Annotated in this window: 17 protein-coding genes; 6 read left to right on the top strand and 11 right to left on the bottom strand. The window is 59.5% G+C overall.

What is annotated here, in order from left to right; all coding sequences use genetic code 11:
- The 8 genes from HBA49_RS03885 to HBA49_RS03850 form a co-directional block, all read right to left on the bottom strand.
- Positions 1-1,491 (bottom strand): UDP-N-acetylmuramoyl-tripeptide--D-alanyl-D-alanine ligase, encoded by a 1,491-nt coding sequence (locus HBA49_RS03885; RefSeq protein WP_005525861.1) that lies wholly within the window; start codon positions 1,489-1,491, stop codon positions 1-3.
- Complete coding sequence (locus HBA49_RS03880; protein ID WP_005525833.1) at positions 1,488-2,981, bottom strand: UDP-N-acetylmuramoyl-L-alanyl-D-glutamate--2,6-diaminopimelate ligase; 1,494 nt, start codon at positions 2,979-2,981, stop codon at positions 1,488-1,490. Before HBA49_RS03880 ends, HBA49_RS03885 begins: the two co-directional genes overlap by 4 nt.
- A gap of 174 nt (positions 2,982-3,155) precedes the next feature.
- Positions 3,156-5,087: a peptidoglycan D,D-transpeptidase FtsI family protein gene (locus tag HBA49_RS03875; RefSeq protein ID WP_040432063.1), complete on the bottom strand. Its 1,932-nt coding sequence runs from the start codon at positions 5,085-5,087 to the stop codon at positions 3,156-3,158.
- 230 nt (positions 5,088-5,317) lie between these two features.
- Positions 5,318-6,079, bottom strand: a complete 762-nt coding sequence (gene ftsL, locus HBA49_RS03870; RefSeq protein WP_005525621.1) for a cell division protein FtsL — start codon at positions 6,077-6,079, stop codon at positions 5,318-5,320.
- Positions 6,076-7,101, bottom strand: a complete 1,026-nt coding sequence (rsmH, locus tag HBA49_RS03865; protein WP_005526036.1) for a 16S rRNA (cytosine(1402)-N(4))-methyltransferase RsmH — start codon at positions 7,099-7,101, stop codon at positions 6,076-6,078. The genes ftsL and rsmH overlap by 4 nt, the downstream gene beginning before the upstream one ends.
- Before the next feature lie 186 nt (positions 7,102-7,287).
- Positions 7,288-7,719, bottom strand: a complete 432-nt coding sequence (gene mraZ / locus HBA49_RS03860) for a division/cell wall cluster transcriptional repressor MraZ (protein ID WP_040431892.1) — start codon at positions 7,717-7,719, stop codon at positions 7,288-7,290.
- A gap of 952 nt (positions 7,720-8,671) precedes the next feature.
- On the bottom strand, positions 8,672-9,067 hold the full coding sequence (locus tag HBA49_RS03855) for a DUF3040 domain-containing protein (RefSeq protein ID WP_034995456.1): 396 nt from the start codon (positions 9,065-9,067) through the stop codon (positions 8,672-8,674).
- 141 nt (positions 9,068-9,208) lie between these two features.
- On the bottom strand, positions 9,209-9,616 hold the full coding sequence (locus tag HBA49_RS03850) for an SAV_6107 family HEPN domain-containing protein (RefSeq protein WP_005526385.1): 408 nt from the start codon (positions 9,614-9,616) through the stop codon (positions 9,209-9,211).
- A 290-nt stretch (positions 9,617-9,906) separates the two neighbouring features.
- On the opposite strand from HBA49_RS03850, the gene HBA49_RS03845 reads away from it, so the two are divergent.
- Positions 9,907-10,458: a GNAT family N-acetyltransferase gene (locus tag HBA49_RS03845; RefSeq protein ID WP_005525531.1), complete on the top strand. Its 552-nt coding sequence runs from the start codon at positions 9,907-9,909 to the stop codon at positions 10,456-10,458.
- 12 nt (positions 10,459-10,470) lie between these two features.
- On the opposite strand, the gene HBA49_RS03840 is transcribed toward HBA49_RS03845, so the two are convergent.
- A complete protein-coding gene (locus HBA49_RS03840; protein ID WP_005525687.1) occupies positions 10,471-11,466 on the bottom strand; it encodes a methylenetetrahydrofolate reductase in 996 nt (331 codons plus the stop codon).
- Between the two features lie 52 nt (positions 11,467-11,518).
- On the opposite strand from HBA49_RS03840, the gene HBA49_RS03835 reads away from it, so the two are divergent.
- Positions 11,519-12,607 carry a polyprenyl synthetase family protein gene (locus HBA49_RS03835; RefSeq protein WP_005526479.1) on the top strand — a complete coding sequence of 363 codons (1,089 nt, stop codon included), beginning with the start codon at positions 11,519-11,521 and terminating at the stop codon, positions 12,605-12,607.
- Between the two features lie 13 nt (positions 12,608-12,620).
- A complete protein-coding gene (locus tag HBA49_RS03830) occupies positions 12,621-14,150 on the top strand; it encodes an alpha-(1->6)-mannopyranosyltransferase A (RefSeq protein WP_005526620.1) in 1,530 nt (509 codons plus the stop codon).
- Here the strand turns inward: HBA49_RS03830 and HBA49_RS03825 are convergent.
- Positions 14,094-14,462 carry an Rv2175c family DNA-binding protein gene (locus tag HBA49_RS03825; RefSeq protein WP_040431894.1) on the bottom strand — a complete coding sequence of 123 codons (369 nt, stop codon included), beginning with the start codon at positions 14,460-14,462 and terminating at the stop codon, positions 14,094-14,096. The two genes, HBA49_RS03830 and HBA49_RS03825, sit on opposite strands and share 57 nt — an antisense overlap.
- A 74-nt stretch (positions 14,463-14,536) precedes the next feature.
- On the opposite strand from HBA49_RS03825, the gene HBA49_RS03820 reads away from it, so the two are divergent.
- From HBA49_RS03820 to HBA49_RS03810, 3 genes are all read left to right on the top strand, one after another.
- On the top strand, positions 14,537-16,918 hold the full coding sequence (locus HBA49_RS03820; protein ID WP_005526342.1) for a protein kinase domain-containing protein: 2,382 nt from the start codon (positions 14,537-14,539) through the stop codon (positions 16,916-16,918).
- A complete protein-coding gene (locus HBA49_RS03815) occupies positions 16,918-17,211 on the top strand; it encodes a helix-turn-helix domain-containing protein (protein WP_005521797.1) in 294 nt (97 codons plus the stop codon). The genes HBA49_RS03820 and HBA49_RS03815 overlap by 1 nt, the downstream gene beginning before the upstream one ends.
- Positions 17,212-17,316: 105 nt before the next feature.
- On the top strand, positions 17,317-18,255 hold the full coding sequence (locus HBA49_RS03810) for a Rossmann-fold NAD(P)-binding domain-containing protein (RefSeq protein ID WP_225866006.1): 939 nt from the start codon (positions 17,317-17,319) through the stop codon (positions 18,253-18,255).
- A gap of 15 nt (positions 18,256-18,270) precedes the next feature.
- Here the strand turns inward: HBA49_RS03810 and HBA49_RS03805 are convergent, their stop codons facing one another.
- Entirely contained in the window at positions 18,271-19,659 is a 1,389-nt protein-coding gene (locus tag HBA49_RS03805) for a class II 3-deoxy-7-phosphoheptulonate synthase (RefSeq protein WP_034995666.1), read from the bottom strand.
- Between the last annotated feature and the right edge of the window lie 12 nt (positions 19,660-19,671).

The raw sequence follows: 19,671 nt of genomic DNA, 5'->3' as shown, positions 1-19,671 counted from the left end.
TTAGTTCTCCTGCTTTCCATTCTGTGCCACCACTGCCTCAGCAACCTGCCACAGCCGGTATGCGTTGGATGCTTTCACGAGAATCACATCCCCACGACCTAATACCTTGAGCACTTCCGTTGCCGCCTGGGTGGTGTCGGCGGTGGGGATTGCGCGCAATCCCATAGCCGCTGCGGCATTAATCATGGCACGGGCGTTCTCGTCAGTGCCAACCACCACCACCAAATCGATCCCTTGCTCCGCAACCGTGCGCATCAACTCGACGTGGTCCGCGGTGGCGTCCTGCCCCAATTCCGCCATAGGCCCTAGAACCGCAATCGACCGGGCACCAGGGCCATTTTTCGCCGCTGCCAGCGCCAATGCCCGCAAACCTGCCCGCATGGATTCAGGGTTGGCGTTGTAGGCGTCGTCAATAACGATCACGTCGTTGCCGGCGTGATGCACATCCATGCGGTGCGCGGACCGGACAGTGTGGGCGCGCAACCCCTGGGCGACAGTAGCGAAATCCACCCCCGCCGCCAGAGCCGCCGTCGCGGCCGCGAGGGCATTGGCCACCTGGTGTTCGCCGAAGATTTGCAAGGTGACCTGAGCGGTGTGGGTGACTTTTTGACTGTCGGTACCGATGAGAGTGAAGGTAGGCCGCGAAAGATTATCCAGCCGAATATCGGTCGCGGCGACCCGAACCGGCTTGTGAAGCGTGCTGAAACTCCACACAGTGGCCGACGTGCGATCCGCCATGGCGGCAACATAATCATCGTCGGCGTTGAGCACAGCAATACCGTCTGCTGGCAGGGCCTCAACGAGTTCCCCCTTAGTCCGGGCAATGTTATCCCTAGAACCGAATTCGCCCATGTGTGCGGTCCCCACATTAAGGACCACGCCAATGTGTGGTGGGGCGATGGCCGCCAGGTGCGCAATATTACCGATACTGCGGGCGGACATTTCCGACACCAAATACTTGGTGGCTTCGGTGCAACGCAACGCGGTATACGGGTGCCCGATCTCGTTATTGAACGACCCGGGCGGCGCCACGGTGTCGCCGGCAAGCTCCAATATGGTGTGCACAATGTCCTTGGTGGAGGTTTTCCCGGCGGAACCGGTGATCCCAATGACGGTCAGCCCCCGCGCACTCAGCTTATCGACGACGTACCGTGCCAGCTTCGCCATACCCTCCAACACGGCGGCAACCGAACCATCGGTATCATGCTCGGTGGCATAGGAATGATGATCCACCTCGGTTGCGGGCGGCACAATCACGGCCGGCACCCCCACCGGGCGGGCGGCCAGCACACCGGCCGCCCCCCGATCCATGGCAGCGGCCGCATAGTCGTGGCCATCAACCTTCACCCCGGACAGGGCGACAAACAAGTCCCCGGACGCGACCTTCCGGGAATCAAACTCCACGTTTCCGGTAATCACCTCCGCGCCCGTGGCGTCGGCAAGCCGGCCGCCCACAATGGCGGCGATCTCATCCAACCTCAGCGTTATCATTGGTCCCTTCCTTCCAGTGCGGCGCGTAATTCTTCCCGGTCGTCGAAGTGGTGCATTACGCCGTCGATAAGCTGCCCCACCTCATGACCCTTGCCGGCAATAATCACCGCATCACCCGGCTTGGCCCACGCCACCACCTGGCGGATTGCCGCACGCCGATCGCCGATCTCTACCACCTCGGCGGACCCGGCTGCGGTGCCCGCCAACACTTGGGCGCGAATCGCCGCCGGATCCTCGTTGCGGGGATTATCGTCCGTCACCACCACATAGTCCGCCCCCGCCGCAGCCTCGGCACCCATGATCGGCCGTTTGGAATGATCCCGGTCCCCACCGGCCCCCACCACCAGGCCAATCCGGCCCGTGATCTGGCCCCGCACGGTTGCCAACACCGCCTTAATGGCCGCCGGCTTATGGGCGTAATCCACCACCGCCAAGAAATCCTGACCGCAGTCGACCACCTCCATCCGACCCGGCACCCCCACGCCCGCCAGCCCCGGCAGCAAAGCGGTCATGTCCACCCCCACGGTGTCCGCCAACGCCAACGCCAACGCGGCATTCGCCACATTAAACCTGCCCGGCAACGGCACGGTCGCAGCCACCACCGCCCCCGACGGCGCCGCAAGCCGGAACTCCTGCCCGCCCCGCTCTACGGTCTGTACCGCCGACACCGTATAGTCCCCCGCCTGGCCGCGGGTCGCCAAAGTACGTACCCCCGAACCGAACACACTTGCCATTTTCTCCCCCCATTCGTCATCAACACACACCACCGCCCGGGCGGCCCGCGTCGGCGACCCGGGGCGGAAAAACAGCGCCTTGGCATCAAAATACTCCGCCATGGTGGCATGAAAATCCAGATGATCCTGCGACAGGTTCGTAAACCCGGCAACATCAAACTTCACGCCCAACACCCGACCCAGCATCAACGCATGCGACGACACCTCCATCACCACATGCGTCACCCCTTCCGCCAGCATTTGCACAAACAACGCCTGCAACGTGGGCGCCTCCGGCGTGGTGAGCGACGTCGGCACCGGGCGACCATTAATCTGCGTGCCGGTCGTACCGATCAATCCCACCCGATAGCCGGCCGCCAACAACCCGGCCTCCAGCATGTAACTCGTGGTAGTCTTCCCCGACGTGCCGGTAATCCCAATCACCGTGAGCTGCGACGACGGGTCCCCATAGACGGCCGCGGCCGCAACCCCCAACACCGACCGCACATCATCAACCACCAACACCGGACGGGTCTCCCCCGCCGCCGACAACAGCCCCCACCCGGCCTCATCCGTGAGAATCGCCGCCGCCGCAGTATCCGCGGCAAACCGCGCCCCATGCACCCGCGTGCCCGGCACCGCCGCAAACAACGCCCCCGCCGGCAACTCGGCGGAATTCAACCCCACCTCAGTAATCGGCACCTGAGCCTGTTCCGCCGTACCGCCCTGCATCCGCGCACCTATAAGCTGCGCCACATCCAAAACCGTAACAGCCATAATCGTAAATCAAGCTCCTTCAACCTCTATAAAAACCTCATCTATGCCTTCTTCTGAAAAGCATAAATAGCCACCTATGAAGTTAGTACACCTGTGACCACCATTCGTGGTGAGGGGTAACCGATCGAGGGTAACCCGGACATCACACCCCATGACCGAATCACCACTCCGCCGCTACTGCATCTGCAGCACCAACTGGCCCTCCATCGGCGGCGACGGCGGCACATTATCCCGATTCAACAGCCACGACGCAATATCATGAAATAGCGGCGCCGCCGACTGGCCCCCCTCACCATGTACCCCCCGTTGGGGATTATCCAACATCAACGCCACCACAAACCGGGGATCATCCGCCGGCGCAATACCCGCAAACGTGATCCAATATTTCGAATGGGAATATGCCCCCGTCGCCGCATCCACCTGCTGCGCCGTGCCGGTCTTCCCTGCAATCTGATACCCCTTCACCGCCGCCTGCGACCCGGTACCCTGCTGCAACCCGCTCGAATCCGACTGGGTGACCGCCCGGAACATATTCACCACCGTCCGGGCCGTCTCCTCACTCACTACCCGGGTGCGCTCCGGCTCCGGCTGGGCCACCACCGCACCGTGACCATCCCGCACCTCGGAAATAATCCGCGGCGCAATCCGCTCACCCCCATTCGCTATGGCCTGGTAGATCCCTGCCATCTGCAACAATGTCACACTCATGCCCTGCCCAATCGGCAGATTCGCAAACGTGCCCCCGGACCACTGCGCCCGCTGCGGCAGCAGCCCCTCCGACTCGCTCGGCAACTCGATCCCCGTGGCCCGACCCACCCCAAAACCAGTCAAGAGCTGGTCGAACTTGTCCTCCCCCAGCTTCTCCGCCAGCATAAGCGTCCCCACATTGGAGGACTTACCAAAAATCCCCGTCGTGGTGTACTGCGCCGGACCATGATCCCACGCATCCTTCACATTCACCCCCGCCATGTCGATACTGCCCGGCACCGTATGCACCTCGTCCGGGCTGGTCACCCCGTTTTCAATCGCACCCGCCGCCGTAATAATCTTCGCCACCGACCCCGGCTCAAACGGTGCCGAAATCGTGCTATTACCAAACTCTTTCCCCTGCTCCAGCTGCTTTTTAATATCCCCCATCGGATCAATTGAATCACTCGTCGCCATGGCCATCACCTGCGCCGTCTTCGCATCCAGCACCACCGCCGACGCGCTCTTCGCCCCCGAATTTGCTTTCGCCTGCTCCAGCTGCTGCTGCACATATGTTTGCAGATCCAAATCCAGGGTGAGCGTCACATTCGCCCCATTCGTCGCCGGCACATCGTCCGTCACAGTGCCCGGGATCGCCTGCCCATCGGTCGACACCTCAATCGACTTCCGGCCATTAATCCCCGACAGCAATGAATCATTCGCCGACTCAAACCCAAATTGGCCCTGCCCATCCTGGCTGATCTTGCCGATCACATTCGACGCCACCGCCCCATTGGGATACTGGCGCACATCCTGCAAATCCGCGGCAATACCATAATATTTCTCCGAAATACCGGCCGCCACATCCGGATCAACATTGCGCACCAACACCTCATAATTCGAATCGGCCTTCAGCTTCGCCACAATATCTTCCGGCTTCACCTCACTCTTCTTGGCCGCATCCTTGAGGCCCTTCGTGCTGCCCGTCACGGTTTTCGTGGCCTTAGCGGCCTGTTTTTCCGTCCGAGCCTTCTCAATAATCTTGGGGATTTCTTCCGAATACTCCGTCATGATGTCCGCAACCTTCGCCTCAATCATTTGGTTGCGGGTTTCTTCGGACCCTTGAACATAATTCTCGTCCGACGCCAGCTGTTGTTTCGCCACATATGGCAATTCGCGCCGCAGCACATTCGGTGACACAGTCAGTGATCTGGCCTGCATGGTGTAGGCCAGCTGTTGGCCGGAGCGGTCGGTGATCGCCCCCCGGCGCGCCGGGTCGGTGTAGATGCGGGTGCGTTGTTCCGCCGCCAGGCTGCTGAGGTCGGGCCCCCACACGAGTTGTACCCAGGCCATGCGGGCAATGACCATGAGGCAGAGCAGGAATACGCCGGCGCTGAGGATTCGTAGCCGGCCGAGCATGATTCGGCGTTGTCCGCCGCCTGGCCCGGTGGTGGATCCGCCGGCAGGTCCGGTTGCGGGTTTGTCGGCTATCCGGTTGAGCCCATTCTTCGGGTCCGCGGTATCGTTGTGGAATTGCGTGTTACTGCTAGCTTTTCGACGTATGCGAGACGCGCGTGAGTTCGACTGATTCACAAATGACACCTTGGAATATTGTGGAATGTTGACAGATACGGTTCTACCGTTCGAAATTAATTTCGATTAGAAATGTATGGTGCAACATTGGAGGTCCGGGGTGTAATCCGGGGAGCCTCATTCAGCCGTTGGGAGACTTCGTTTGTGGCCTTGGGATCACTGGATGCCACCTGTGGCCGAACTTGCTGACCATTGACATCAACTATAGGACGCGTCACGGTGCCTGGCGCGCGTTGCTCGTGTATGTCGCCCGATTCATTTTTTGCCAGAATGCCGGGCTGGTCGGGGATCACCATGCCTAGGTCTTTGGCTTGGCGGGCGATCTCTGCGGTGGCGGAGGCGTTTTGCAGGTCACGGTTGAGGGTTTCCACCTGGTTTTGCAGGGTGGATTCGTGGTGCTGCAACTCCTGCATCTCGAAACTTTGTTCGGTCGATATTTTCGAGAGCATCATGGCTATAAACACGCCGGCGCCGAGCAGGAGCGTGAGTGCTAGCACGAAGCGGATACGGCTCGGGTCGACGCGTTGGCGCACGATCCGTTTGCCCCGGTTGGAAAACACCTGTTGGGATCCGGCTTTGCGCTGCATACGCCGTCGGGGTGGCGCCTGGGTAGGGACGGTGGGGATTGCCCGGCCTGATGTGCCGGTGCGGCTGGGCCGATCTTCGACGAGGAGGGCAGTGTCGTTTCGACTGTGGTCTTGGGATTGTTGGGTACGCACAAGCGACCGTGCCGAACGGGTCGGCCGGTAGGGGGTGTAGGTGTTGATGGGGCGGCCGCTGCGGATACGGGTGTCACGGATTCGGTAATTGGTTGTCATTTTGAGGTCTCCTTTCTGTTGGTGCTGGTGGCAAGTTTTTCAATTGCGCGAACCCGGACGGGGGCGGCTCGGGAATTGTCGGCGATTTCTGCGGGGGTGGCTTTTTCGGCACCCCGGGTCACCAGCCGGAATTTGGCCGCGTATTCGGGGAGTTCCATGGGAAGTCCCCGGGGGGTTTTGGAAGTAGTGATTTCGGCGAAGTATTTTTTAATGATTTTGTCTTCTAAAGATTGGTAGGCCATGAAGACGGCCCGGCCACCGGGGATGAGGGCGTCGGCGATGCGAGGTAGCACATTGGTGATGGCGGCGAGTTCTTGGTTGACCTCGATTCGGAGTGCCTGGAATGTGCGCTTGGCGGGGTGGCCGCCGGTGCGTCGGGTGGCGGCGGGGATGGTGTTATAGAGCAGTTCGACGAGCCGCGCGGAGGTGGTGAAGGGGGCGTGTTCGCGTTCGCGGATGATGGCGGTGGCGATTTTGCTGGCGAATCGTTCGTCCCCGTAGGTTTTGAGGATGCGGGTGAGGTCGCCGTGGGGGTAGGTATTGAGGATTTCCGCCGCGGTAATGCCTTCGGAGTTGTTCATCCGCATGTCGAGCGGTGCATCAACCCGATAGGCAAAACCGCGGTTCACCTGGTCAAGCTGCATTGATGACACACCCAGGTCGAAGAGTGCCCCGGATATACCTTCTGTGAGTGCAGCTTGGCATGTTGCATTGCCGGCGTCGGCGGCGGCCTGGATGGCTGTGGGAAAATCGTCGAAGCGCGTGTGGAGTGTGGTGATCCGGTCGCCGAAGTCGGCCAGGCGGGTGGCGGCTTGGGCCAGTGCGGTGGTGTCGCGGTCGAGTCCTATTATGTGTACCTGCGGGAATGTGGTGAGGAAGTATTCGCTGTGCCCACCGGCGCCTAAAGTGGCGTCGAGGATGATGGGTGGGTTTGTGATGGTGTTACAGAGGGCTGGGGCGAGGAGTTCGGTGACTCGTTCGCGCAGCACGGGGACGTGACCATGGTTGTTAGTGTTTTCCATATGAAAGCCCCCAGTATGCCGTGGTGTGCCGAAGTTGTACCGCAGAAACCGCAGTGTGCATAGAGCTCCACCTAAAGTGCCGCTTCTGACATCGGGGAAGTACACCAGAAGTTAAGCCCCTTCAAGTGGAGTTCTTACGCACACTCCATGCTGTGCTGCTTGCAACGTTTTAGATTGGTGCCGGGGTTACAGCAGGCCGTCTAAAAAGTCGTCGCTAGCATCCGCGAATGCCGATTCTGTGTCCGCTTGGTAGCGGGCCCAGGCTTCGGCATCCCATATTTCCAGGAAGTCCATGGCGCCAATGACCACGCACTCTTTTGTCAGACCTGCATATTTACGGTGGTCTGGAGTGATTGTGATGCGTCCTTGACCGTCTGGACGTTGTTCATCTGCGCTGGCGGTGAGGTTTCGAATAAATGCCCGGGCTGCTGGGTTGCTACGCGGTAGCTGAGCAGCTTTTCGTGCAATCCGAACAAATTCCTCTTTGGGGTATACCGCTAAGGAATGGTCCTGACCTTTAGTGACCATCAACCCACCTGCTAGTTCCTCTCGGAATTTCGCCGGCAATGTCAGACGGCCCTTATCGTCCAACTTTGGTGTGTAAGTGCCAAGAAACATCTTTGAAGGCTCCTACACTTTCAAAGCCACACGACCCAAGATAAACAACTCCTGTCGCTCCGGTTCCGTGGTGCCTCCGTGGTGTGCGGTGACATATCCACATTCCCTTCACTTCTCCCCACAATACCCCACAATCCCCCACTTTCAACACCTCAAGTCACAACAATCTCAAATTTTACCACCAGAAACGCCTGTAACCTGCAAGTTTGATAGCTTCGAAAAATAAACACGCCGTGGTAACAAAAGCCGAACTTTAATGTAATTCAGCCACTTCTGTCACTTTTACAACTTCTGTAACATAAGCATCAGTAATAAACTAGTTTCAATATTCTCAACATTTCACCTGGAGTTTCTCCCAACGTTATTTTATAGCACTCTCGATAATATTTCGGATGACCTACCAATGGTTCACGACCATTCCAGTCAATCCACCCCCAAATGCCGGCTATTGATAGTGATTACATAATTGATGACATAACATATATCACCCAAATAGTGGGGTTTTCGCCGCTGATTTTTACCCCCATCCACTCTCTGCGAACCGGATTATTTCCTATGACTCCCGCATACCTTCCCCTATTTCACCTGCTTATCGCGCAGTACCCTCGTCGAAAAGTAGCATGCATGAAGCATAGAAACTTATAAAGAATCGACGTTTTCCGCCGCAAGTCTGAACCAGATTTTTTACACGGTATTCACAATGAGCACATGAGCTACCAACCGCGCTCGCATGGAAAATCACGAACAGATAACGCTTCTATATCTGCATATTTATATTCATTACCAGCAGTTTTCATTTACGCCCTCACCCCACCACTTAAGCAAAACCGCTACCTTCTCCCCTATGACTTACTCGTCTCTCAGTTTTCTGGTGGCATAAAAAATCTGACCTCCGCAGTGGTCAGTTGTGGTCGATACGGAGGCCAGAAGTCTGTGTCAAGTCACATTATAGCTAGTTTTCAAAACGACGGCGAAAATTATCCTCCATCCGATCCCCCAATCCCCCAGATTTCTGTGGTCGCCGCCGTCCAGCGGAGCTATGATATCCGTCACTAAGATTGAAAGTGGACTTACCACCACCTCGCAGCATCCACATGCCGCCGGCAACCATCACTAAAAATCCCAGGATGCTTAATGACAACCACCACAGGGACATTTGGGACAGTGCCACGCCAGTAACCAGCAGCACCAACCCAATAACCACGATGGCAATGCCCCGTAGCGTCACCGTGCCCTTTGACTGGGCAAAATCACCATCGGTGACTACAGCACCAAATTTCGGGTCTTCCGAAAGTAAGGACTGTTCGATTTCCTTGAGCATTTGCTGCTCATGTTCGGAAAGTGCCACTGTTCCTCCCATTGGCGTTCTATGTTAATTAGCCTGTATTGAAGTGAAAACCGCTATGCGTGCAGTGCGCGCGGCGAAGTTAGTTATCTGTGATAATTAACGCCTACCCTACTAGGAAAGTTCCCGGTAGGGATAACACGACTACGCAGCTGCGGGGGTATCGTCATTATCAAATTCTACCGAGTTTAGAAATTTGCTGACTAAATCGACCATAGTATCGACTGTTTCCACCGACACCGTGGCCTCGATACCACTACCCACCCGCGACCGCAGCCGGGAATACTGTTCCAAGGCATCCGCCCACCCCGCAGCATCGGCACCTACCAGGCGTAACTGGGCCCACGCACTGGTGGGCTTCCGAACCCGATGTGCCACCGGGCTTGCGGCAATTCGGGCAGCCGCGGTACGCAATCCCGCCTGGTAAGCATATTCCAACGCCAGGTCATGGCGCTGCTGATTCCGGTAGGTTATCGCTGTTGCTAACAGCTGATGCGCCTTATGGAGAAACTCCGCGCCCTTCCTCGGCTGGGTGAATGGTGCAACGCTCATGATTTTCACTCCTTCCTCACTTATTTACAACGCTCAAAGCAGGCATTTTATTGCACTTATTGGGAGATTTTTTTGCTTTACGACGACTAAAGTTGCCGCGATCATCCCAGGATAATTCCCACCCCGGACATCACCCCCGAAAATATAGAACATATTTTCTATATCAGGTCGCGGTATCCCCTTGCACCGTTCGGGTGTAATCATCGGGGGCAGCGTTCGGATAGGATTCCGACACGCAGGTTTTGGATGGTGACTTTCGGATACACCCAAAAAATGGTTCGATAAGGATTGTGACCATCAAGATTCAACTGCTCAGCGCCCTAGAGTTCAGCAGTATCGCCCCCCTCTTGGTCAACATCTATCTCGAAGCCATGGGATACACCACCGTCATCCGCGATTCCCGCATTAAGGCGTGGCGTCAGGCCATCCAGGAAAAAAACTTCCAGGCGGTCTGCGCCCACGACGGCACGCACGTCCTAGGAGTCGCCTACGGCTACCATGGGCACCGCGAACAATGGTGGGATCAAGAAGTCCGCCGCGGCCTCCGCGAACGCGGTGGCGCCACCACCGACCAGCTATTCATGCTCAACGATTATTTTTCCGTCACCGAAATCCACGTCACCCCCACTTACCAGGGCCAGGGCATAGGCCACCAATTACTCACCATGCTGTTAGAGAACGCCCATGCCTCCTACGCCCTGCTTTCCACCCCCGAGGTGATTGCCGAAAATAATAACGCTTTTCACCTCTATCGCTCCCTGGGGTTTACCGACCTCATCCGGCAGTTTTATTTCCGGGGTGACACCCGCCCCTTTGCCATCATGGCGAAGCCGCTCCCCTAGCCCCCAACGAACTTACCGCACCGCATCGTGGCCGTGTTCCCGGCCCCACGCCGGCGCCATCCCCAGGTTGTGCAGCACCTCCTGGGTTGCCCGAGCGAAGTTCATAGTCATGAAGTGCAGATCCGGCACGCCCTCCGCGATGAGCCGCTCCGCCATGAGCGTTGATTCCTCAATCCCAACCTTGCGAATCTCGTCTCGATTCGCCTCCTCGTCCCCCGCAGCGGCCGCCACCAACCGTTCCTCCAACCGGGCCGGTAATTTCGCCCCCGACAGCTGTAATTGGCGCCGCACCGACTTCAGCGAGGTGATCGGCATAATACCCGGAATGATCGGCCGTGACCCTAATTCCGCATCCGCCGACGCCAGCCGGTCCCGCAACCGCAGGTAATAGTCCACATCAAAGAACATTTGGGTGATCGAAAACTCCGCCCCCGCCCGAAGCTTCGCCAACGTGTACTTGGTGTCCGCCGCCAATGACTCCGACTGATGATGGCCTTCCGGGAATGCAGCAATTCCCACCTGGAAATGCTTGGTTGCCTCCAAGCGTTTCGTTAACCAAATCAGTTCTTCCGCGTAGCGGTAGCCGCCCGGCACCGGCGTCCACTCCCCCAATGGGTCCGCCCCCGGCGGATCGCCCCGGAGCGCCAAAAGATTCGACAAACCTAATGACGCATAGTCGGAAAGAATCTCCACCAGCTCGGCCTCGGTGTGCCCCACCAGGGTCAAATGCACCAGGGTGGTGAGCGGCATCCGGGCCAGGTCTTGGGCGATCCGCATCGTCCGATCCCGGGAGCTGCCCCCCGCTCCATAGGTGACGGACACAAACGCCACCCCCAGATCATGGAAGATTTCCGCCGCGGTCCGCAGCCGAGTCTCTGCCTCATCGTTTCTCGGCGGCATGAATTCCACCGAGAACGGAATCCGCCCCGGCGCGGGACTGGAAATCACGTCGGTAATCGACCGTTGGTACCTGGCGGGAGTCGGCTCGGGAAGTGGTTGCTGTGTCATGGCTTAGAATGATACCGGTTTACCCCCGGATCACCCATTAGAAAGGGCCGCCATGACCGAAACACCGAAAACCCCGGATCTTGCCCAGGTTCCCGGCATTGTGACCACGCACCTGGCGGAGTTTTTTGCCGCCCAGCGTCCCGCCATTGCCCCGTTGGGTGATGCCGTGGGGTCAGCTGTCACATTGCTGGAGAACTATGTGCTCACGGGCGGGAAACGCATCCGCCCGTGCTATGTGTGGGCGGGATTTGTGGCCGGCGGGGGCCTGCGGAATCGGGGGGAGGATCCGGCGGCGGTGTTGCGGGCGGCAAGTGCTTTGGAGTTGATTCAGGCGTGCGCGTTGATTCATGACGACATTATTGATTCGTCGGATACTCGTCGGGGGAATCCGACGGTGCACCGGAGTGCGCAACGGCGGCACGAGGAGGGGCGGTGGCATGGTGATGCGGATCATTTTGGGTGTTCTGTTGCTATTTTGGTGGGGGATTTAGCGTTTGCCTGGGCGGATGACATGGTGCGGGCTGCGGGGCTCAGCCATGCGGCGTTGGATCGGATACAGCCGGCGTGGCGGGGGATGCGCACCGAAGTGATTGGGGGCCAGCTACTCGACATTATTCATGAGGCCTCGGGTGATGAGGATATTGCTACCGCCCAGGTGGTGAATCGGTTTAAGACGGCGGCGTATACGATTGAGCGGCCGTTGCACCTGGGGGCGGCCCTGGCGGGGGCGGATGCGGCGACGATTGCGGCGCTGCGGGCCTATGGGACGGATATTGGGGTGGCGTTTCAGCTGCGGGACGACCAGTTGGGGGTGTTTGGTGATCCCGGCGTGACTGGCAAGCCTGCCGGTGACGATTTGCGGGAGGGGAAACGCACGGTGCTCATCGCCACGGCGTTGCAGTTGGCGGATGCGGCAACCGCCGACTATATCCGGGGGCGGCTGGGCCGGGTGTCCGATCCCGATGAGATTGCCGAATTGACGGCGGCCATTGCGGCGACCGGGGCGGCGGAGCGCGTCGAAAAGCTCATTGGGGAGCTGACGGCGAGCGGGCTGGCGCGGATAGCAGGGCTGGGGTTGCCGGATGGGAGCGAGGAGGCGTTGCGGGGCTTGGCAATGCAGGCCACGGCGCGGCGAACCTAGTAAGCTATCAGCCATGATTGCCCTTGTCAGCACATTGACTTCCCCCATGGTGCGCAAGCTTGGTCTTGTGGCTTCGCTGCTGATTCTGTTGGGGTCGTTTGGTGGGGGGTCGCTGCAGAAGCGCAATAGTTTGCTTTCCGCGGCGAACCTGGATTTTTTGAGTTTTGGGCATGGTGCCGCGTTTTCGAATGTAACCTTGTGGCTGGGCACGGTGTTGTTCGTGGTGGCCTGGGTGTTGATGGGGAAGTTGGTGATCGACAAGGTTGTCGACGCCGACTATGTTCGCCGCACATTGTGCATGTGGCTCGTCCCGCTGGCGGGGGCGGCACCGATCATGTCGCGGGATGTGTATTCCTACCTGATGCAGGGCACGTTGCTGCGCGATGGGCTGAATGCCTACACGCAGGGGCCGGCGAGTAATCCGAATCAGATTTTGTTTGAGGTTTCCCACGATTGGCGGAACACCACCACCCCGTATGGGCCGCTGCATTTGTGGCTTGGCGAGGCCGTGACCACCGTGTTTGGCGATAATGTGACAGCCGGGGTGTATGCGTTTAAGGCGCTGGCGGTGGTGGGGTTTGTGGCGATCATGTGGTTTGTGCCGAAGATTGCCCAGCGGTTGGGGGCGGATCCGGCGTTTGCATTGTGGTTGGGGGTGGCTAACCCGGTGATGGTGTTTCACTTGGTGGGGGGCATGCATAACGAGGCGATGATGGTGGGGCTCGTCACCGTTGGCCTGTATTTGGTGGTGCGTCAGGCAACGTACCCGGCGGTATTGGGTGGGTTTTTCGCCGGGGTGGCGCTCATTGCGGTGGCGATGGCGTTGAAAGCGTCGGCGGCGTTGTGTTTGCCGTTTGTGGTGTGGTTGGTGGTCAACCGGGCCGGAGAATCGGTGGGTGCGAGGGTGCGGGCATTTCTGCTGGCCGGTGTGGGGGGTGCAGTGGAAACTGTTGCGATTCTGGCGGTCATCACGTGGGCGTCGGGAACCACCTGGGAGTGGATTGCGGCGTTGGCGGGGAACACAAAGGTGGTGAATCCGCTGTCGTTTCCGTCGCTGGTGTCGGGGGTGATTGGGGAGGCCGGCCGGATTGGGAATCCCCAATTCCCGTTCAATGATGTGATGGTGGTGGCGCGAGCCGTATCACTTGTGATTATGGCTGTGGGGTTTGTGGCCTGTTGGTGGTTTCTGCGCCGCAAGCCGATCACTGGGGCGATGTGGGCGTATTTGATTGTGTTTAGTTTTAATGCGGTGACCCTGCCCTGGTATTACGCTTCGGTGTTGCCGCTGGTTGGGGTGGTGAATTGCTCACGGCGGATTAACCAGTTCTTTATCATTGGGTCGATCGCGGTGGCATTGGCGTTCACAGGTTCGGGGAATCATCAGCTGTATAACCCCATGTGGATGGGGATTTTAGCGGTGTCCGGGTGGGTGGCTTCCCGCTGGTTATTCGCCGAAACCACCCTGGTAGCTTATCGACGCCCAGGGCTAGAGGGCCATCGCCTGGGCGCGGCGCATCACCTCCCGGGCCAGGTGCCCGTGTAGGGCCGCAATGGGCTGGCCGGGGAGAGAGGGGTCGTCGGTAAACAGGTAGCGGAAGATTTCGGCATCGCTGTAACCGCCGTCGATAAGCAGGGCAATGACACCGGGAACGAACTTATTGAGGGTCCCTTTGTCGGTGAGGAATGCGGCAGGCAGGTGCCGAACCCCGTTTTTGTAGACGCAAATCAGCTTCCGCTCACCGATCAGGTCACGGACGTGGGTGGTCTTTACCCCCAACCGGTCGGCGAACTCCGCTAGGGTGAAAAGTAGGGTATCAGGTGGCAAAATAGACGCATCTGGCGATTGATTACTCACAGTCCTTAATGTAGCAAGAGATCTTGAACACGTCGCTTTTACCCTACGCTTAGATTTCAGCCATACTAGAACGCATGCAGTTGAATTTGGGCGATCTCCTCGAAGGCCGCTACCGCATCGAAGCACCCATCGCTCGCGGTGGCATGTCTACGGTTTACCGCTGCGTTGATACCAGGCTGGGACGCAATGTGGCAGCCAAGGTCATGCACGAAGAATATGCCGGCGACCCGATTTTTGCCCAACGCTTCCGGCGGGAAGCCCGCTCCATGGCGCACCTATCCCACCCCAATTTGGTGGGGGTGTATGATTTTAATTCCGATGGGGACCATGTGTTTCTCATTATGGAGCTCATTACCGGTGGTACCCTGCGGGAACTCTTGGCCGAACGCGGCGCCATGCCAGATTATGCTGCATCGGCGGTCATGCGTTCCGTCCTCACCGGGTTGGCGGCGGTGCATAACGCCGGCATGGTTCACCGGGATTTAAAGCCGGATAATATTTTGATCGACGGCAACCACCAGGTGAAGCTTTCCGATTTTGGCCTGGTGCGGGCCGCATCCGCATCCCAGGGCAAGTCAAACCAGATTGTGGGTACTGTCGCCTACCTGTCCCCGGAGCAGGTGTCGGGCGATGATATCACCACCGCCTCCGACGTGTACTCCGCTGGCATCGTCCTATTCGAACTCTTGACCGGTACCACCCCGTTTAACGGCGACACGCCCCTCAAGCACGCCTACGCCCGCCTGGACGCGGATGTGCCCAAGCCCAGCAGCCGGATCGACGGCGTGCCCAAACTCATGGACGAGTTGGTGGCCACCGCCACCGCCCGTGATCCCAAGGATCGGTTCAAGAACGCCGACGAATTCCTCACCGCACTGAACGATGTCGCCAGCGAGCTGCAATTTCCCGCATTCACGGTGCCTGTCCCCCAAAACGCGGCGGCCCACCGGGCGGCCGCCAACATGGACGATTCGAAACTCACAGGCATGGTCACCACCGATCTGCCCCGATCCGAACAGCCCATGGCCGACGAAGCTGACGACGCCGACAACGACAAAACCGCCATTGTCCCGCCCACGCCGCCAGCACCGGTGAAGCCGGCGGAAACCGCCATCCTCAACGAAACCTCCGTTCTCGACCCGTTCGCCGCCGACCCGTTTGCGGACCCCACCCCCTACCAGCAGCCGGGAGCCCAACCCCAGGCGCAACTCCACAACCCGCCCCCGGGGCAATCACCGTGGGCCAAACCCAGCCAGCCACAACAATCGCCGTGGCCCGACCCCAGTCAGCCGCAGCAACAGGGCCAGCCGCCCGCGCCGCGGCCGCAGCCCCGGCAGCCGGCCAGGCCGTCCGTGCTGCCACCAGCGGTCACTAACCGTAGCCGCACCATGTTCGCCGCCTGGTGGGTCATAGTCATCATGCTCACCCTGGCGATCGCCATCGGCGCCTGGTGGTTCGGATCCGGCCGCTACGGGGAGGTGCCGCAGGTCATCGGTATGGACCAAACCACCGCCACCCAAACACTGAAAACCGCGGGTTTTGAATCAAAGGTGGCCACAGTCTACGACGATAATGTGGCCATAGACATGGTGGCGGGCACCGACCCCACCACCGGGGAAAAAGCAGTCAAGGGTGATGCGGTCACCCTTTTGGTTTCCCTCGGCAAGCCCACCGTACCCAGCCTCGACGGGCTCACCAACCCCGACGACTACAATAAGGCGCTTTCGGAACGGTCACTCGTGGGGGAAGAAGGCGAAACCGTGTACTCCGACACCGTGCCCCAAGGCCAAATCGCATCGGTAACCCCCTCCCCCCACACCATGGTCAATGTGAACAGCACCGTCACCTACCATCTCTCCCAGGGTCCCGCACCGGTCAATGTGCCCAATGTGCACAACACCAAGGCGGACGAGGCTAAACAACAATTGCAACAACTAGGCTTCAACGTCAAAGTCGAAAACAAGTTCGATGATTCGGTGAAGGGGAATTACGCCATTGGCACCAGCCCCGACGCCGGCAGCCAGGCAACCCGCGGCAGCGACATCACCCTCTACGTATCCACCGCGGTCGAAATCCCCGACCTCGCCGGCGTGAGCGAGGAAGCGGCCCGCGACCAACTGGCCAAGGCCGGGATTCGGGTGGAATCCGTCACCCGCTCCGGCGACTCCGACGCAGTAGGCAAGTCCGCAAACGACGTGTATATCACCAACCCGCAGGCCGGCACCCTCATCGACAGCTCCCAAACCACGGTCACAATCGAGCTGGTCAACAAGGTTGAGGTGCCCAATGTGATTGGTAAGCGGCTCTCCGAGGCGCGAACCATCCTGCAGGACGCGGGCTTTAAGGTGAAGGCCCCATCGTCGGCAAACAGCAATAGCCGCGTCATCTACCAAAGCCCCTCATTCCTCAGCGAGGAATCCCCCGAAACCCGAGTCGAGCTCCGGACCCTCAACTGATGATTGCCGTCGCAGCCGCCCCCGGTGATCGCCCACTGATGCGGGAAGCCATTGGCGAGGTGTTCCGCACCACCCGTCACCACCGATCCGAACGTATTAGCGATGTGGCCCGCCGGGCGAATGTGTCGCCCCAATACCTTTCCGAGGTGGAGCGGGGCGTCAAGGACCCATCATCGGAGATTGTGGAATCCATCAGCACCGCCCTCGACCTACCGGTGTCGGATGTGCTGCGCCAGGCAGCCCGCCGCATCGACACGCACCAGGTTTGCAACTTCCTCCCCGTCGCCGCATAACCACCGGCAGTTTCTGGTCCATGAATATCATTGGGCCGCGCTGCCCACAGCAGCACACCACGAAATCCGCCCCGAGCCAGGCCCACACCTGGCATGGTAGACATCATGAATATCCTCATTCTGGGCGGCACCGCCTGGCTCAGCTCCACTATCGCCCGCACCGCCACAGGCCGCGGCCATCACGTGACCTGCGCAGCTCGCGGCACCGACACCCCACCCCAAGGATGCGCCTTCATCCCGCTCGACCGTAACCAGCCCGACGCCTACGCCACGCTTCCCAACATCACCTGGGATGCGGTGGTTGATGTCACCACCAGCCGCGACTTCGCCGCCGACGCCATAACGAATATTTGCACCAACCAGTGGGTGTATGTGTCCTCAGCCAGCGTCTATGCCGACATGTCCGACCCCAACCGGGATGAAACCACCCCCCTGGTTTCCCCCGAGGGCGCGGACACGCCCGGCAATTTTCCGGCCGCCAAGGTGGCGTGCGAACAACAATTTCCCCCAGAAACCACCTGTATCATCCGGCCCGGCCTCATCGGCGGCGCCGGCGACCCCACCGGCCGCAGCGGCTACTATCCATGGCGGTTTACCCACCCCACCGGCCCGGAGGTACTCGCCCCAGACCGCCGCATGCCGGTGGCCCTGATTGATGTTACCGATCTTGCTGCCTGGATCGTCCACTGCATGGAACACCAGGTGATGGGTGTGTTCAACGCGGTCGGCCCCGCCCACACGCTCAACGACGTGTATGAGCTCTCCCCCATCCCCGTCCGGGAGGTTCCCACCGATGCTCTGCTGTCGGCCGGCATTAACCAATGGTTCGGGCCCACATCCCTCCCCTTGTGGCTTGCCGACCCCAACCTCCAATACGCCATGGTGTTCGACAGCACGGCGGCACGAAACCATGGGCTCACCACCCGCCCCCTGGCGGAAACCCTCCAGGCGGCGGCCCAAACCTTCCAGCCGGGCACCAGCGGCCTCACCGACGAGGAGGAACGCGAGCTACGCGCCTACCTCACGGCGTCGACAAGCGAATAAGCACACAGCGAACGACTAGTTGCGCAGCATTTCCGCAACCAGGAACGCCAGCTCCAGGGACTGCTGCGTATTGAGCCGCGGGTCGCACGCGGACTCATAGCGGCCGGGCAGATCCACGTCCGTGATGTCCTCCGCGCCACCCAAGCATTCCGTCACGTTCTCGCCGGTCAGTTCGATGTGGATGCCGCCCGGATGGGTGCCCAACGCGCGGTGCACCTCGAAAAAGCCCTGCACCTCGTCAATCACCTTGTCAAAATGGCGGGTCTTATAGCCATTCGAAGCGGTGAACGTATTGCCGTGCATCGGGTCCGACTGCCAAATCACCTTGTGCCCAGAATCTTCCACCGCCCGAACCACGCCGGGCAACACCTGCCGCACCTTATCGTGCCCCATGCGGGCCACCATGGTCAGCCGGCCCGGCACCCGGTCAGGATCCAGCTTCTCCGCGTACGCCACCGCTTCCTCGGGGGTGACCGTTGGGCCGATCTTAATGCCAATCGGATTGGCGATGAGCGCGGCGAAATTCACATGGAAGTCGTCAATACCCCGGGTGCGCTCCCCGATCCACAGCTGATGTGCGGACAGGTCATAAAGCTTGGTTTCACCGTTCTCATCCTTGGCCAGCCGCAGCATGGCACGCTCGTAATCCACAAGCAACGCCTCGTGGGATGCAAAAATATCTGCGGAACGCAAGCTATCGTCCGCCACACCGCACGCATTCATGAACCGCAGGCCGCGTTCGATCTCTTGTGCTAATGCTTCGTAGCGGGCGCCAGCGGGTGACTGCGACACGAATTCCCGGTTCCATTCCGTTAGCCGATACAGATCTGCGGTACCCGACTTGGTGAGCGACCGCACTAAATTCATGGCCGCCGCGGCGTTAGCATACGCTCGAACCATGCGCGCCGGATCATGTTTCCGCAGTTCAGCATCGGCTTCTACCGCGTTCACAATATCACCCCGGTAGCTGGGCAGCCCGTGCTCGTCCGTGTCCGAGCTCCGCGGCTTGGCGTACTGCCCCGCGATACGCGCTAGCTTTACGACGGGGGTTGAGGCGCCATACGTTAACACCACAGCCATCTGCAACAAGGTCTTTACATTCGCACGAATGTGCGGTTCAGTGTTGGACTCAAAGGTTTCCGCACAGTCGCCACCCTGTAGCAAGAAGGCCTCGCCATTGGCCACCGCGGCAAGCTGCCGCTCTAATTCCCGAACCTCGGGGGCCACCACAATCGGTGGGACAGACTCTAAAATCTTGCGCACGTTCTGCGCAAGCAGCGTATCCCACGAGGGCTGCTGCTTGGCATCCCGAGATATAACATCTTCAAACTGCTGACGAATTCCATCAGGCAGCGGGGGTAGATCTGGGAGGGCTTCTTTGGGGATATCAACTGTCCAACTCACATCACTATTCTT

It is taken from the genome of Corynebacterium matruchotii, assembly GCF_011612265.2.
In the GTDB taxonomy this organism is placed as follows: domain Bacteria; phylum Actinomycetota; class Actinomycetes; order Mycobacteriales; family Mycobacteriaceae; genus Corynebacterium; species Corynebacterium matruchotii.
Note: the sequence above shows the minus strand (reverse complement) of the source record. Positions and strands in the feature narration are given on the sequence as shown.